At 72.8% G+C, this 16098-nt stretch carries 11 protein-coding genes; 4 read left to right on the plus strand and 7 right to left on the minus strand.

The genetic code is table 11. The annotated features are described in order from the left end of the window. Window positions 1-1842, minus strand: coding sequence for a 2-oxo acid dehydrogenase subunit E2 (locus tag QSK32_RS10520; RefSeq protein ID WP_285471772.1), 1842 nt, complete (start codon window positions 1840-1842; stop codon window positions 1-3). 54 nt (window positions 1843-1896) lie between these two features. Beyond that, window positions 1897-3288, minus strand: a complete 1392-nt coding sequence (gene lpdA / locus QSK32_RS10525; RefSeq protein WP_045744558.1) for a dihydrolipoyl dehydrogenase — start codon at window positions 3286-3288, stop codon at window positions 1897-1899. Window positions 3289-3400: 112 nt separating this feature from the next. Between lpdA and QSK32_RS10530 the strand changes: the two genes are divergently transcribed. Next, window positions 3401-3772 carry a hypothetical protein gene (locus tag QSK32_RS10530; RefSeq protein WP_045744559.1) on the plus strand — a complete coding sequence of 124 codons (372 nt, stop codon included), beginning with the start codon at window positions 3401-3403 and terminating at the stop codon, window positions 3770-3772. Window positions 3773-3794: 22 nt separating this feature from the next. Here the strand turns inward: QSK32_RS10530 and QSK32_RS10535 are convergent, their stop codons facing one another. Continuing rightward, complete coding sequence (locus tag QSK32_RS10535) at window positions 3795-5330, minus strand: leucyl aminopeptidase (protein WP_045744560.1); 1536 nt, start codon at window positions 5328-5330, stop codon at window positions 3795-3797. 143 nt (window positions 5331-5473) lie between these two features. Between QSK32_RS10535 and gcvT the strand changes: the two genes are divergently transcribed. Next, window positions 5474-6565: a glycine cleavage system aminomethyltransferase GcvT gene (gcvT, locus tag QSK32_RS10540; protein ID WP_285471773.1), complete on the plus strand. Its 1092-nt coding sequence runs from the start codon at window positions 5474-5476 to the stop codon at window positions 6563-6565. 41 nt (window positions 6566-6606) lie between these two features. Here gcvT and QSK32_RS10545 read toward each other — a convergent pair whose 3' ends face one another. Then, window positions 6607-7362 carry an adenosylcobinamide-GDP ribazoletransferase gene (locus QSK32_RS10545; protein WP_285471774.1) on the minus strand — a complete coding sequence of 252 codons (756 nt, stop codon included), beginning with the start codon at window positions 7360-7362 and terminating at the stop codon, window positions 6607-6609. After that, the gene (locus QSK32_RS10550) at window positions 7355-9295 is read right to left on the minus strand and encodes a bifunctional adenosylcobinamide kinase/adenosylcobinamide-phosphate guanylyltransferase (RefSeq protein WP_285471775.1); all 1941 of its coding nucleotides are present in this window, start codon (window positions 9293-9295) and stop codon (window positions 7355-7357) included. The genes QSK32_RS10545 and QSK32_RS10550 overlap by 8 nt, the downstream gene beginning before the upstream one ends. 82 nt (window positions 9296-9377) lie before the next feature. Here QSK32_RS10550 and QSK32_RS10555 point away from each other — a divergent pair, with 82 nt between their 5' ends. Both QSK32_RS10555 and QSK32_RS10560 read left to right on the plus strand, forming a co-directional pair. Continuing rightward, window positions 9378-9575, plus strand: a complete 198-nt coding sequence (locus QSK32_RS10555; RefSeq protein WP_045744563.1) for a hypothetical protein — start codon at window positions 9378-9380, stop codon at window positions 9573-9575. Between the two features lies 1 nt (window position 9576). Beyond that, window positions 9577-10398, plus strand: coding sequence for a site-2 protease family protein (locus QSK32_RS10560; RefSeq protein ID WP_045744564.1), 822 nt, complete (start codon window positions 9577-9579; stop codon window positions 10396-10398). Here QSK32_RS10560 and QSK32_RS10565 read toward each other — a convergent pair whose 3' ends face one another. Both QSK32_RS10565 and QSK32_RS10570 read right to left on the minus strand, forming a co-directional pair. Continuing rightward, on the minus strand, window positions 10399-11397 hold the full coding sequence (locus tag QSK32_RS10565) for an aldo/keto reductase family protein (protein WP_045744565.1): 999 nt from the start codon (window positions 11395-11397) through the stop codon (window positions 10399-10401). A 20-nt stretch (window positions 11398-11417) separates the two neighbouring features. Next, window positions 11418-15965, minus strand: coding sequence for a WG repeat-containing protein (locus tag QSK32_RS10570; RefSeq protein WP_285471776.1), 4548 nt, complete (start codon window positions 15963-15965; stop codon window positions 11418-11420). Window positions 15966-16098: the final 133 nt, after the last annotated feature.

Below are 16098 nucleotides of genomic sequence, written 5' to 3' on the forward strand. Positions count from 1 at the left end.
CTACAGGCCGAGGTCGGCCTCGAACTGACCGGCTTCCAGACGCTCCTTCAGCGTGACCAGGAAGCGGGCGGCGTCCGCGCCGTCCACGATCCGGTGGTCGTAGCTGAGGGCCAGGTAGACCATCGAGCGCGGCGCGATGATCTCGCCCAGCTCCGGGTCGTTCACGATCACCGGGCGCTTGACGACCGCGCCGAGACCGAGGATGCCGACCTGCGGCTGGTTGATGATCGGGGTGTCGAAGAGCGCGCCCCGGCTGCCGGTGTTGGTCAGCGTGAAGGTGCCGCCGCCGATCTCGTCCGGACCGATCTTGTTGTTGCGGGTGCGGTCCGCGAGGTCCGCGATCCGCTTGGACAGACCGGCCAGGTTGAGGTCACCGGCGTCCTTGATGACCGGGACGACCAGGCCCTTCGGCGCGTCCACCGCGATGCCCAGGTGCTCGGCGCCGTGGTAGGTGACCGTGCCCGCCTCGAGGTCGAGGGAGGAGTTGACCACCGGGTGCTGCTGCAGCGCCTCGACCGTGGCCAGGGCGAAGAACGGCAGGAAGGTGAGCTTCACGCCGTGCTTGGCCTGGAAGTCGGCCTTGGCCTTGTTGCGCAGGTTGGCGATCTTGGTGACGTCGACCTCGACGACCGTGGTGAGCTGCGCCGAGACCTGCAGCGACTCGACCATGCGCCGGGCGATGGTGGCCCGGATGCGGGTGAGCTTCTCGGTGCGGCCCCGCAGCGGGCTCGGCTCGGCCTTCGCCTTGGCGGGTGCGGCGGCCGGAGCAGCGGCGGCGGGCGCCGCGGCGGCCGGTGCCTTGGCGGCGGCGGCCTTCTCGGCGGCGGCCTTCTCGGCGGCGGCCTTCTCGGCGGCGGCCTTCTCGGCGGCGGCCTTCTCGGCGGCGGCCTTCTCAGCGGCGTCGATGACGTCCTGCTTGCGGATGCGACCGCCCACGCCGGTGCCGGTCAGGGTGGACAGGTCCACGCCCTTCTCGGCGGCGAGCTTGCGCACCAGCGGCGTGACGTAACCGGCGTCGCCGGCACCGTTCGACGCGACCGCGGCGGGCGCCGGAGCGGCCGGCTCGGCCTCGGAGGCCTTGGCGATCTGCGGTGCCGGAGCCGTCTCCACCTTGGGAGCCTCGGCCTTGGGCGCCTCCGCCTTCGGAGCCTCGGCCTTCGGGGCCTCCGCCTTGGGAGCGGGGGCGGCCGGGGCCGGAGCGGCGGCGGGCTTGGCGTCGGCCGAGCCGATCACCGCGAGCACCGCGCCGACGTCGGCGGTCTCGTCCTCGGGGACCTTGATCTCCAGGACGGTGCCGGCCACCGGCGACGGGATCTCGGTGTCGACCTTGTCGGTGGAGACCTCGAGCAGCGGCTCGTCGACCTCGATGGTCTCGCCGACCTGCTTGAGCCAGCGGGTGACGGTGCCCTCGGTGACGCTCTCGCCGAGCGCCGGCATCGTGACCTCGGTGCCCTCGGCCGAACCCGCGGAGGCGGTCTGCGGCGCGGGGGCCTCGTCCTCGGCCGGCTTCTCGGTCGAGGGGGTGGTGGGTGCGGCGGGCTCGGGCTCGTCGGCCTGCTCGGCCTCCTGGGCCGGGGCGGGCGCGGCGGAACCGGTGTCCTCGCCCTCGCCGGCGATGACGGCCAGTTCGCTGCCGACGTCCGCGGTCTCGTCCTCGCCGACCACGATCCGGGTGAGCACACCCGCGGCCGGGGACGGGATCTCGGTGTCGACCTTGTCGGTGGAGACCTCGAGCAGCGGCTCGTCGACCTCGACGCGCTCGCCCTCCTGCTTGAGCCAGCGCGTGACGGTGCCCTCGGTGACACTCTCACCCAGCCGCGGCATGGTTACCGATACCGGCATTTTCCCCAAACTCCTTAACGCTTATGAACGATCGGATCAGCTGTGCGCGTGCGATCAGCTGTGCGCGTGCAGCGGCTTGCCCGCGAGCGCGAGGAAGGCCTCGCCCAGCGCCTCGTTCTGCGTCGGGTGGGCGTGTACGAGCTGGGCGACCTCCTCGGGGAAGGCCTCCCAGTTGGTGATCAGCTGGGCTTCGCCGACGAGTTCGCCGACCCGCGCGCCGACCATGTGGACGCCGACGACCGGGCCGTCCTCGACCCGGACCAGCTTGATGAAGCCGGCGGTCTTGAGGATCTGGCTCTTGCCGTTGCCGCCGAGGTTGTAGTTGTAGGTGGAGACCTTGTCGGCCCCGTACTTCTCCTTGGCCTTGGCCTCGGTGATGCCGACCGACGCGACCTCGGGGTCGGAGTAGGTGACCCGCGGGATGCCCGCCTCGTCGATGACCGCCGGGTTCTTGCCGGCGATCTCCTCGGCCACGAAGATGCCCTGCTGGAAGCCGCGGTGTGCGAGCTGCAGGCCGGGCACGATGTCGCCGACGGCGTAGATGTTGCCGACGCCGGTGTGCAGGCGCTCGTTGACGATCACGAAGCCCCGGTCGAGCGTGATGCCCTGCTGCTCGTAACCGAGGTTCGCCGTCGTCGGGCCACGGCCGACCGCGACCAGCAGCACCTCGGCCTCGAGGGTGTCGCCGCCGGCGATGGTGACCTTGACGCCGTTCGCGGTCTTCTCGACCTTCTCGAACGGCTTGCCGACCTTGAAGTTGATCTTGCGCTTGCGGAAGGCGCGCTCGACCTGCTTCGAGATCTCCTCGTCCTCCGCGGCGACGAGCCGGGGGAGGGCCTCGACGATGGTCACGTCGGCGCCGAACGACTTCCACACGCTGGCGAACTCGACGCCGATGACGCCGCCGCCGAGCACGATCGCCGAGCTGGGCACCCGGTCGAGCTTGAGCGCGTGCTCACTGGTCAGCACGTGCGTGCCGTCGACCTCGAGGCCGGGCAGCGAGCGGGAGTAGGAGCCGGTCGCCAGGACGATGTTGCGTCCGACGTAGCGCTGGCCGTCCACCTCGACGGTGTCCTTCGACACCAGCTTGCCGGCGCCCTGCACCACGGTGATGTTCTTGTTGTGCGTGAGCATGCCGGTGAGGCCCTTGAAGAGGCGGCCGACCACACCGTCCTTGTAGGCGTTCACGCCCGCCATGTCGATGCCGACCAGGTCGGCCTTGACGCCGAACTGCTCGCTCTCGCGTGTCTGGTCCGCGATCTCGGCGGCGTGCAGCAGCGCCTTCGTCGGGATGCAGCCGCGGTGCAGGCAGGTGCCGCCCAGTTCCGCCTTGTCGATCAGCGCGACCTTGAGGTCGAACTGCGCGGCGCGCAGGGCAGTCGCATAACCCCCGCTGCCGGCGCCGAGAATGACGATGTCGAAGGTTCCGCCGTTGGGCTGGCTCACGTTGACTCCAGTGGTCGCATCGTCTCCGTGTGGGTCACACAATGGAAACGGTCACAGTCCCGTCAATGACATCTTGTCACTTGCGGACCCGGTCAATGCAGTCAGGTGCCCCATGACGCGTGACCCCGACGTACCCTTGCGGCAGCGAGCGCGAGGAGGAGCAGTGGCGTGGTTCCGGCGGCGTCCCCGGTCTCAGGGCCCGGGAGGGAGGCCGGCCGACCAGGCCGCTCTCGAGCATCTCACGGAGTTCGCCGGCAGTCGCCGCGGTGTCGAGGGTTTCATCGAGCCACAGACGACGGTGACCGAGACCACCCTGTTGCTTGTCGCACACGACGGCGAGTGGACCCGGCGCCGGATCGGCTCCCCGGAGATCGCCCGCCGTCTGGCCCACAAGATCTCCCTGCCGATCTACGATGTCCGGCTCCTGGGCTATCCGCAGCGGATGCGCGACTACAACGAACGCCAGAAGCGCCGCCCGGTCTGAGACCGGGCGACGCCCCAGGGTCTCAGGACAGGTCGTCGATCAGCTTCAGGAACGTGCGCACCGGCACGCCGGTGCCACCCTTGGTCCAGTAACCACTGGCCTCACCGGTGTGGTAGCTGGGGCCCGCGATGTCGATGTGCGCCCACTCCACGCCCTCGCCGACGAACTCGCGCAGGAACACGCCACCCTGCAGCATGTGCCCGGCACGGTCCAGATTGGCGTTGGTCTGACAGATGTCGGCGATCTCCGACTCCATGCCCTTGCGGACGTCGTCCGGCAGCGGCATCCGCCAGACCGGCTCGCCGACCGCGGCACCGGCCGCGTCGACCAGCGCGGTGGCCTCGTCCGAGCCCATCAGGCCGGCGATCCGCTTGCCCAGCGCGACCACCTGGCCGCCGGTGAGCGTGGACGTCTCGAACAGGTAGTCGGTGCCGTCCTGGCAGGCCCGCGCGATCGCGTCGGCGAGCACCATCCGGCCCTCGGCGTCGGTGTTGAACACCTCGACCCGCTTGCCGCCGAACATCGTGATCACGTCACCCGGACGGTACGCCGAACCGGACGGCATGTTCTCCGCGATGGCCAGGTAACCGGAGACGGCCACCCCCGGCTTGAGCGCGGCGACCGCGAGCAGCGTGGCGGCCACCGCGGCGGCGCCGGCCATGTCGGACTTCATCTCCCACATGCCGGCCGACGGCTTGATGCTGACGCCGCCGGTGTCGAAGGTGATGCCCTTGCCGACCAGGGCGACCCGCTTGGGGTCGCTGACGCCCTCCGGCGTGTAGGTCAGCTTGACCAGGCGCGGCGGGGCCTCCGAACCCTGGCCGACCGCCACGATGCCGCCGTAACCGCCGGCCTTGAGCTGCTCGAAGTCGAGCACCTCGACGCCCAGCCCGGCCTCGGTGGCCTGCGCGGCGACCAGGTCGGCGAAGGACGGCGGCTGCAGCTCGTTCGGCGGCATGTTGACCCAGTCGCGGGTCAGGCGGACCGCGCGGCCGACGACCTCGGCCCGCTGGACCTCGGCCTGGACGGCCAGGTCGGTGGCGTCGGTGACGTGCAGCTGCAGCCCGGCCACCGGGTCACGGCGGTTCTTCTGCGGCTTGGTCTTGTAGCCGGCGAACTTGTAACCGCCGAGGACCGCGCCCTCCAGCACAGCACGCAGGGCGGGTGCACCCTCGGCGCTGTCCGGGACGGGCAGGGCGAGGGCGACCGTGGCGCTGCCGGCCAGCGCGCGGACCGCGGCGCCGGTGCCCCGGCGCAGGGTCTCCAGGTCGGGGGCGGCGCCGGTCGGCTCGGCGCCGAGGCCCACCGCGACCAGCAGCGGCGCGGAGATCGTGCCGAGGGTGGCCAGCTTGGTCACCTCGCCGGCCGATCCGGTCGCGCCGAGCAGGGCCAGCGTCGAGATCAGCTTGCCGTCGAAGGCGGCGGCGATGCTCTCGGCGCCGGCGGCGGGCAGCAGGGAGCCGTCCTCGTCGGGCTGGCTGTGCAGGCCGATGACGATGGCATCGACCGCCGATTCGGCCGGGTCGGTGTCGACCAGGCTGAGGCTGGGCTGGGTCACTCGGGCACTCCGGGACGTCGTGCCGGGACGCTGCCGGTGGGCGCGCTCCCGGCGGGTGGGAAAACCGGTGCGAGCCCGCACCGGAGTCAGGTGGTGTCACCGCGACTCTATAGAGCCCCAAGGTCAGCGGTAAGTTGAGTCTCATGTCTGCCGAGCTTCACCAGTCACCGCTGCACGACCGCCACGCCGCTCTGGGCGCCAAGTTCGCCGCCTTCGGCGGCTGGGAGATGCCCCTGGAGTATGCGGGCGGCGGTGTCCTGAAGGAGCACGCGGCCGTCCGGGAGGCGGCCGGCGTGTTCGACGTGTCGCACCTCGGCAAGGCACGGGTCACCGGCCCGGGCGCGGCGGACTTCGTGAACGCCTGCCTCACCAACGACCTGGGCCGCATCGAGCCCGGCAAGGCGCAGTACACGCTGTGTTGCGACGAGAGCGGCGGCGTGGTCGACGACCTGATCGCCTACCTCTACGGCGACGAGCACGTCTTCCTGATCCCGAACGCGGCGAACACCGCCGAGGTGGTGCGCCGCCTGGTCGCCGCCGCGCCCGAGGGCGTCACGGTCACCGACGAGCACGCGAAGCACGCCGTCCTCGCGGTGCAGGGCCCGCAGTCGGCCGAGATCCTCGGCAGGCTGGGCCTGCCCACCACCCACGACTACATGTCGTTCGAGAACGCCACGCTGAGCGGCGCCGAGCTGATCGTCTGCCGCACCGGCTACACCGGCGAGCACGGCTACGAACTGGTCGTCGGCTGGGACGACGCGGCGGCCGTCTGGGACGCGCTGATCGCGGCCGGTGTCCGGCCCTGCGGCCTGGGCGCCCGCGACACCCTGCGCACCGAGATGGGCTACCCACTGCACGGCCAGGAGCTCTCCCTGGAGATCAGCCCGGTGCAGGCCCGCTCCGGCTGGGCGGTCGGCTGGACCAAGCCCGCCTTCTGGGGCCGTGACGCCCTCCTCGCCGAGAAGGCCGCCGGTCCCCGGCGCCAGCTGCGCGGCATCGCGCTCACCGGCCGCGGCATCCCGCGCGGGCACATGCAGGTGTACGCGGGTGAGCAGCTGATCGGCGAGACCACCAGCGGCACCTTCTCGCCGACGAAGAAGGTCGGCATCGCGCTGGCCCTGATCGACACCGCGGCCGGCGTCGCGGACGGCGACCCGGTGCAGATCGAGGTCCGCGGCAAGCGCATCGAGGCGAAGGTCGTCAAACCGCCGTTCGTCACGCCATCGGTGCGCTGAACACCGGCTGTGGTGATCCGGGGCGGCCTACACGCCTGAGGTCACCACAGCGGATCCGGCGGTGCGCCGAGCGTCAGTGCGACCACGGCGACCGTGGTCGCACACTCGGCGGCCGCCCCCAGCACGTCCCCGGTGACACCGCCGAATCTCCGTACACCATGGCGCACCAGAAGGACCACGACGAGCATGGCGGCGGCGACGGCGGCCGGGCCCTGCCACGGACGGCCCGGCACCGCGGCGGTCGCCAGCGTCGTCACGCAGGCCGCGGCCCCCAGCAGGGCCACCGGTGACACCGTCGAGGCCACCAGCGCGCCCAGGCCCTCCGGACGGGCCGCGGGCACTCCTCGGCGGCAGGCGACGGTGATCGCCAGCCGGCCGACCGCCCAGGCCGTCACGATCGCCCACGGGCCGGCCGCGGTGAGCGCGCCCGCCTGGATCAGCAGGGTCAGCGCGACCGCCGCGACCCCGAACGGTCCGATGTCCGGCTTTTTCATGATCTCCAGTGCGGCGTCGCCGGACCGGTAGGAGCCGAGCGCGTCCACCGTGTCGGCCAGCCCGTCCAGGTGCAGGCCCCGGGTGAGCAGCACCCCCGCCGCGACCGTCACCCCGGCCGCGACCATCGCCGGCGCGCCGAGCACCCGCAGACCCTCGTGCAGGCCGGCCAGGACCAGGCCGAGCAGCGCGCCCACCAGCGGTGCGGTGGTCATCGCCACCGCCGCCGCGGACCGGTCCACCCGGCCCGCGCGCAGTGGGAAGACGGTCAGGGTGGTGACCGCCAGACGCAGACCGTCAAACACCCGGCTCGATCTCGTCCTCGTCCTCGTCCGCGGGCTCCAGGGCGCCGTCGCCCTGCTCGGCCAGCAGCGCCGGGTGCACCGGTCGGCCGGCGATCAGGCCGACCGCGGTCCGCAGCACCGGCAGCACGGTCAGCGCGTTCGCACCCTCGCCCAGATCCAGGCCCACCCGCAGCACCGGGGTCAGGCCGAGCACGTCCGCGCCCTGCTTGACCAGCGCCAGCGTGCCCTCCTCGGGCAGCAGGCACCAGTGCCGGGTCTGGCTGGCCAGATCCCGGGCCACCAGGCCGGCCGCGATGCCCAGCGGGCCGTCCAGCAGCACCGGCAGACGGCGGGCGGCCGCGCCGAGCAGCAGGCCGGTGGCGACCGCCAGGTCCGGGCCACCCAGCTCCCGCAGGATGTCGGTGGCGCCGCGCGGCTCGTGCCGGATCCGGTGCAGGGCGTCCCGGACGGCCGCACAGCGGGCGATCCAGGCGGTGTCGTCGAACCGGCCACCCGGCTGCTGCACCCGGGGCAGCATGGCGACCGGCTCGGCGCCGGTGGTGGCGGCCAGCACCGCGGTGGCGACCGCCTCGACCCCGGCACCGATCCCGGCGACCAGGAGCGCGTCCCGGCCGGCATCGGCGGCCGCGTCGGCGATCTGCCAGCCCCGGCGCAACGCGGCGTCGACCGCGTCCGCCTCGGCGACCGGACCGTCCTCCATCGCGCCCGCGGCGTCCACGCGTACCACGGTGATGTCCGCACCGCTCTGACCGGCGAGCCGGCCCAGCAGACCGTCACCGGCCTCCACCTCGGTGACCCGGCGTTCCACGTCGAACGGATCGGTGCCGGCCGCGGCGCCGCCGCCGTGCCGGCCGGAGATCAGCACCACGCGCACCGCGGACCAGGGCCGCGGCGTGACGGTGTCCTGCGTGGAAGCGGCGAACTCGACGGCCTCGCCGAGCGCGCCCAGACCGGCGCCGGGCAGGTCGACGGTGGCCAGGCGGTCCCGGGCGTCCGGTCCGGCGTCGCTGTCGGGCATCGGCAGGTCCATCCCGGGACCGATCTCGGTCATCCCGGAGGAGACGAGCGGCAGCGCGGTGGTGGCGCCGCTGAGCGCCGCGGCGAGGTTCGAGGCCGGGATGGCGGGGATCGCCATCGTCGCCTCGTCGTCGAGCGGCGGCGCGACGACCACGGGGGTGATCACCGGCGGCGGTGGGGGTGCGGGGGTGACGACAGCGGCGGACACCGCGGCGGCCGGAGCCGTCCGCATCGGCGCCGGCTCTTCCACCGGTGGTTCCGCGGCTTCCGGTCCCGCGGCCTCCGGCCGCACGGGTTCCGCGGTCTCCGGCCGCACGGGTTCCGCGGTCTCCGGGTCCGCGGCCTCCGGCCGCACGGGTTCCGGAGTCGACGGCAGGGCCTTCAGCCACACCGGCCGGCCGGCCACCACCAGGACCACACCGTCACAGGCCTCCGCCAGCGCCTGGTTCGTGCTGCCCAGCGCGTCCGCGAACGCCCGCCCGACCGGCGTGACCGGCACCAGCGACAACCCCACCTCCGGGCTGACCAGCACCACCCGGGCCGGACAGGCGCGCACGGCCGAGGCCAGCGCGGCCACGTCGGCCACGTCGTCGTTGGGCTGCCGGGACGGGTCGAGCAGCGCGGCCACCCAGCCGCCCAGATCGTCGACGAGAAGCGTCTCACCCGGCTCCGCCGCGAGCAGCATCTCGGTGAGCCGGACCGGGTCGGCCCCGGTCTCCTCAGTCGACCAGGACTGCGGGCGGCGCCGCTGATGCGCCTCGATGCGTGCCAGCCATTCCGGATCGTCCTCGCCGCCGGCCGCGGTGGCCACATAGCGCACCGACGGCGCGCCGGACACCAGGGACTCGGCGAACGCGGATTTGCCGGAGCGGATTCCGCCGAGCACCAGGACCGTGTTCCACCGATCTTCGGACATGCCCCGTACCTTAGAGCCGGTCCGCGCACGCGGAAGCCGTAGGGTGGAAGCCCACCGACGGACGACGTGAGGGGGCGGCTCAATGCCGTGGAGTTGGCGGTTCGAGGACGTCGACGGAAAACCGGTCGAGGTCCAGGCCGAGACGTTCAGCAACCAGGCGGATGCGGAGTCCTGGATCGGTCAGGAATGGCGGCAGCTGCACGCCGCCGGGGTGAGCGTCGTCGTGCTGGTCGAGGACGACCGGGTCGACTATCAGATGAGTCTGGCCCCGGCGGACTGACATGACGTACGAACCGGTCTACACACGCACACCGCGGAACGCGTTCATCCCCAGCCCGGTCTTCGTCGGCATCGTCGCCGTCTTCGTGGTGACCGGCGTCATGACGTGGACCCGGTTCGGCAACGTCGGGCTCGACGTCTTCCTCTTCGTGATCTCGGGCTGGATCATCTCGCTCTGCCTGCACGAGTACGCCCACGCCGTCACCGGTTACTTCTCCGGCGACCTGACCGTGGCCGACCGCGGATATCTGCGGCTCAACCCGCTGAAATACACCCATCCGCTGCTGTCCATCGTGCTTCCGGTGGTCGTGGTGATCCTCGGCGGCATCGGCCTGCCCGGCGGCGCCGTCTGGGTCGACCACCGCTACATCCGCAGCAAGGTCAAGGACTCGTTGATCAGCGCGTCCGGTCCGCTCACCAACGTGGTCCTCGCGCTGGTGCTGGCCGTGCCGTTCCTGCTCGAACTGTCCCCGGCGCTCAGCCAGGACACCGACGGCCGGTACACCACGGACTCCCCGGAACACCTGCCGTTCTGGGCGGCCCTGGCCCTGCTCGCCTTCCTGCAGATCACCGCCAGCATCCTCAACCTGCTGCCGGTCCCCGGACTGGACGGCGGCGGCATCGTGTCGCCGTGGTTCAGCCCGGCCTACCAACGGGCGTGGAACCTGGCGGCCCCGTGGGGCTTCCTCGTGCTGTTCCTGCTGCTCTGGCAGTCCGACCTGGGCACCTACTTCTTCGACCTGGTCAACTGGCTGGCCGACCTGATCGGGGTGCCCTCCTGGCTGTACGCGTACGGCTTCGAGCTGATGCGCTTCTGGAGCTGATCACGGACGCCGCTCCGGGCTGGCGGTGAGCGACGGGTCACGGACCACCACCGGGTCCACGACCTCGTCGATCGCCGCCAGCAACGTGGCCTCCAGGCGTACCCCGCAGGCTTCGGCATTGTCCCGGACCTGCTCCGGCCGGGAAGCGCCGATGATCGCCGCCGAGACGTCCGGGTTCTGCAGCACCCAGGCCAGCGCCAGCTGCCCGGTGCTCAGACCGGCCTCCTCGGCCAGCGGGCGCAGCCTCGCCACCGCCTCCAGCACGTCGTCGTGCATCCACCGGGAGATGAACCCCGCCCCGGCCTTCTCGTCGGTGGCCCGCGACCCGGCCGGCGGCTTCTCCCCGGCCCGGTACTTGCCGGTCAGCACCCCCTGCGCCAGCGGCGACCAGACGATCTGGCCCAGACCGGCAGCCCGGGACGCCGGAATCACCTCGTCCTCGATCACCCGCCACAGCAGGGAGTACTGCGGCTGGTTCGACACCAGGCGCACGTGCAGTGCCGCGGCGAGCGGCGCGGCCGCCCGGATCTCCTCGGCCCGCCACTCCGAGACGCCGATGTAGAGGGCCTTGCCCTGCCGGACCACATCGGCGAACGCCTCCATGGTCTCCTCCAGCGGCGTGTGCCGGTCGAACCGGTGCGCCTGGTACAGATCCACGTAGTCGGTGCCCAGCCGCCGCAACGAGCCGTCGATCGACTCCAGGATGTGCTTGCGGGACAGCCCGCTGTCGTTCGGCCCGGAACCGGTCCGCCAGAACACCTTCGTGGCGATCGTCAGACCGGCCCGCCGCTCACCCTTCAACGCCCGGCCCAGCACCTCCTCGGCGCGGGTCCCGGCGTACACGTCGGCGGTGTCGAACGTGGTGATGCCGACGTCCAGGGCGGCCCGCACACAGGCGAGAGCCGCGTCCTCCTCGACCTGGCCGGCATGGGTGATCCAGTTCCCGTACGCGAGCTCACTGACCAGCAGACCGGACCGGCCCAGGTGACGGTGTTCCATCACCCGAACCTAGCCGCTGGTCAGAGAACCGGGCGGGGATCCGGCCGCAGACGTTCCACCTCGGCGACCGCGTCGGCCCGTTCCCGGTGCACGACGTCGACGAGCGGCTCACCCCGCCGGTCCAGCGCACCCCACGCCCCCGCCGGGTCGGCGATGAGGAACGCCGACGGGTGGAGCACGATCGCCGCATGTGCCGGCGGCACGACGACCTCACCGGTCCGGGTCAGGATCCCGTACCGCCCACCCGCGTCGATCACGGCCAGGCCCTCGTCGCTGAATCCGTCCAGCTCCCCGCCGACGTACAGCTCGGTGGCGAAACCCTGGTACTGCGGCGGCAGCGCGATCCGGGCGTGCCGGTCGATCGCCCCCCACAGCCCGCCCTGCCGGATCAGCGCCATCCCACGACGGAACGGCAGCGCATCCTCGAAGTCGCCCGGCACGACCGTCCGGTTCTGCCGGTCGATGGCGAACCAGCCGCCCTCGTCCTGCCGGCTGACCCACGCCATGCCCTCCGCGAACCGGCCCACCGCCAGGTAACCCGCGGACGCCGGGATCACCGTCTCGCCGGCCGTGTCGATCAGCTCCCAGGCGGGCGAATCCGGGCGGCGCACCCAGGCCACACCCTCGGCGAACATCTGGGCCTGGGTGTACTGCGGTTCCACCGCGGCGGCGTACCCCCAGAGACCGGTGCCCTCGTCGGGCAGCAACATCGGCGCCGCGGGCAGGCCGAGCAACTCGTCCCGGGTCCGCGGATACGGGCCCCAACCGCCGTCCGCGGTCCGCCGCGCGATCACGTCGAGCGCCAGCTCGATCCGTTCCACCAGCTCCGGGTCGTCACTCGGGCGCAGGTTCATGGCACGCTCGAAGTGGTTCACCGCCTCCAGGAAGCGCCCCTGCTCGAACGCCGACCGCCCGGCCAGCTCCCGGATCTCGGCCCGCACCCGGGCCGGCAACTCGTCGGCGTCGGCCTGCGCGAAGAGCCGGTCCGCCTCGTCGAACTCGCCCCGCCACTGCAGGACGTGCGCCAGCCGCGCCTGAGCGATGGCCACCGGCCGCAGCTCACCGCTGGCCTCGGCGTGCCGCAGCGCCTCCCGGCCGTCCTCGAGCGCATCGTCGAGTTCACCGAGCACCCGGGACACGACGGCCCGCAGGCTGAGCAGCCCGGCCCGCACGTTGTCCCGCTCGGCGAACTCCAGCCGGTCGGTGATCCGGTCGACGAGATCCCACAGGCGGTCGGTGTCCTCGACCTGCTCCCGCAGCGTCTGCGGATCGAACGTCCACGGATACGACGCGAGGATCTCCTCCGGGTCGGCCCGCCTGCGGTCGCCGCCGGCCCGCTGATCACGCCGCTGCCGCACCGGCCCGGTGGGCAGCTCACGCTTCTTCGGGGGTACGTCCGGAGCACCCGTACCGCCATCACCCGCGGTGTCCCGGCTCCCCGCATCGTCCTGGCTCTCCGGGCCCGCCGAATCCCGGTCCGGGGTCTCCTGGTCCGGGGTCGCCTGTTCCGGGGTCTCCCGTTCCGGGGTTTCCGCGGGGGTGTCGTCCTCGGTCGCAGATTCCGGCTCCACGTCCGATACCGCCGCTGAGGTCTCCGGTTCCGTGTCCCCAGGTTCTGTGGTCTCGGGCACGGTGGTCTCGGGCACAGTGGGCGCGGGCAGGGCACTGACCGGCGCCGACAGTCCGAAGTCGGCGACGATGATCTCGTCGTCAGCCTCCTCGGCCTCGGGGCTGGCGTGCCGGGGCGCGCTGACCGGCCGAACCGGCAGCTCCTGAACCATCGGTTCAGGCCGGACGTCCTCCACCAGGGAATGCCGGGACTCGGCAGGCTCCGGGGCGTGCTGCGGCAGTCCACTGACCGGCGCGACCAGGTCATGCCGGGTGGTAACGACCGAGAAGCCTCGGTCCTCGTCCTCGCCCTCGGTTGCGTGCTCGGCGGCGAGAAGGGTGTCCTCCTGCGTGCCGACCGGGATCTCGTCGACCGCTTCCGCAGCATCGGAGAGCGAGTAGACGATCTCCAGCCCGGAAGGCTCCTCCACCGGTCCCGGAGTCTCCACCGGTCCCGGAGTCTCCACCGGTCCCGGAGTCTCCACCGGTCCCGGAGTCTCCTCCGGCTCGGCGGCGGGGTTCACGTCCGAACCGTCGGCAGGCAGAGCGCTGACCGGCACGAGCGGAAGTCTCAACTCGATCCGAGGCAGCGGCTCAGCAAACGCCTCCGGCTCCGGCTCCGGCTCCGCAAGCCTTTCCGGCTCAGCGGGAGTCGCCGGTTCCGAGAGGGTTACCGGGTCGGCAGGGCCCACCGACTCGGCGTAGGTCTCCCGCTCGGCATGTGTCTCGTGCTCAGCAGGAGTCGGCAGCTCAGGCTCGACCAGGTCCAGCTCGACCTGCTCCAGGTCGGCCTGGTCCGGCCCGGTCAGCTCTGGTCCGGTCAGCTCCGGCTCGGTCAGCTGCGGCCCGGCAGGTTCCGGACTGCCGACGCTCGCCTCATCGAATGCCGAGCCGTGCGGGTTGTCCGTGGTCTCCTCGAACAGTGCCCGCGAAGTCTCCTCCACGTCGGCTGTATCCAGGGCGCCGGCGGTATCCGACGCGCTGACGGTATCCGAGGCGCCGGCGGTATCCGAGTGGACGAAGCCCGCACCGAGGATGTCCGAGACGGCTGTTCCCGTGCCGTCGGCGTCTGCGTCGCCGGCACCGGTATCCGCCTGGGCCGTGTCCGCGGTGATGGGCTCCGCGCTGACGGCGTCGGCAGCCTCCGGGAGGGTGGTGTCCCCGTCGGTGGGGTCGGCGTCATCGTCGGCGGCCGGCCGGAACCAGCCCAGCGGACGACTCGCCGGGTCCACCGGCTCGGCGGCCGGGGTTTCCGGGTCGGCCGGATCAGTATCGGACACGGCGGTGGTGGCGCCGAGTCCGCTCTGGGAGAGCAGCCAACCCAGGCCGCCGGAGCCGGAAGCCTCGGGTTCGGGCATGGCGAACGGCTCCGGGGTGCCCGGGACAGCCGGGGCGGACACCGGAGAGGCGGCCGACTGCGGAGCGGCCGCCGAGTCAGGGGCGGCCGGCGGGACGGGGGTGACCGGCGGGACGGCTTCGTCCGGACGGTTCGGATTCGCGGCGGGTGCGAAGGCGGGTGGCACCGGGAACGCCCGGGGCTCCACCGGTTGGCCGCCCCGCGACACGACATTGCCGCTGAGGTCTTCCGCGCGTGGCCGCTGTGGCAGTTCGCCGCTCGGGTCTCCTGCGTGGCGTGGGCGCTGCGGGAGGCCACCGCCGAGGTCCGCGGGGCGGTCGTGGCGGGGCGCCACGGGCTTCTGCGGTGCGGTGCGGTTCGGATCGATCGCCCGAGTGCCTTCGCCCACGCCCGCCGGGCCGGAGACCGGCTGCGCGCTGGAGACCGGCTGCGTGCCGGAGACCGGCTGCGCGCTGGAGACCGGCTGCACGCCGGGTGCGCCGGTAGCCGGACGCACGGGCACGCCCGGAGCCGACTGGCCCCCGGCGAAGCCCTGGACGGGCTGACCGGGCATTCCCGACGCCGGGTAGACCCCGGGTGTCCCGGAGACCGGCTGCGATCCCGCGACGCCCGAGACCTGCTGTGGCCCGGCGGTGCCGGAGACCGGGTGGACACCAGCGGTGCCGGATACCGGGTGGACGCCCGCTACGCCGGAGACCGGTTGGACACCGGGGACGCCGGATACCGGGTGGACGCCTGCCACGCCGGAGACCGGCTGGACACCGGCCACGCCGGAGACGGGGCGAACGCCGGCGACGCCGGACACCGGGCGAGCGGTGGGGGCGCCGGAGACCGGGTGGGGGCCGGGCATGCCGGAGGTCTGCTGCGGGCCGGCCACGCCCGACACCGGTGTGGTCGCGGCGGACGGGGTGAAGCCGGGCGGAAGCTGCCCAGGCGGCACCTGACCGGACGGCACCTGACCGGACGACACCTGACCGGACGGCACCTGACCGGACGGCACCTGACCGGGCGGCATGTGACCGGGTGGCACCTGACCGGGCGGAAGCTGGCCAGGGGTGTAGGCGGTGGGTGCCGTCTGCGACTGCGGAGTGACCCGGGTCGGCTGCGGGGCCGGGCGCGACGGGGCCGGAGAGTTCCGGTCCTGGGGCGCCGGGCGCAGGTCGAAGGGCTGCTCCGGAGCACGGTAGGGGCGGCGCTCGTCGACGGGACGGCGCTCATCCGCGTAGGCGGGGAAAGCATCGGCGGGCGCCGGACGGGCACTGCCGTAGCCGCCGGGGCCGCTGACGCCGCCCTGGCCACCGGCATCGGCGGGGCCGCCGTATGCGCCGGGGCCGCTGGTGCCCGCGGGTGACGTCGGAGTGCCGGCCGGACGGCCCGAGTCGCGGCGGGGGAGCGGCTGCCCCTGAGCCTGGCGGAAGCCCTGCTCACCGGGGTAGCTCTGCTCCGTGGCATAACCCTGGCCGGCCGGACCCGGCTGACCGTAGGGCTGCTGACCGGCCTGGCCGTAAGCCTGCTGACCAGCCGGACCAGGCTGTCCCGGCTGACCGTGGGACGGCTGCCCCTGAGAGGGCTGACCGTAGGCGGTCGGGCCCTGCGGCGGCATGGGTCCGGGCGGCCCGTACTGCGAGCGCCCCTGCTGCGGACCCCGCGGCCCCTGAGCACCTTGCGGTCCCTGGGGACCCTGGGGACCCTGCGGACTCTGGGGGCCTTGCGGACCCCGCGGACCCGGCCGGCCC

This window comes from Actinoplanes sp. NBRC 101535 (assembly GCF_030269225.1).
Classification (GTDB): Bacteria; Actinomycetota; Actinomycetes; order Mycobacteriales; family Micromonosporaceae; genus Actinoplanes; species Actinoplanes rectilineatus.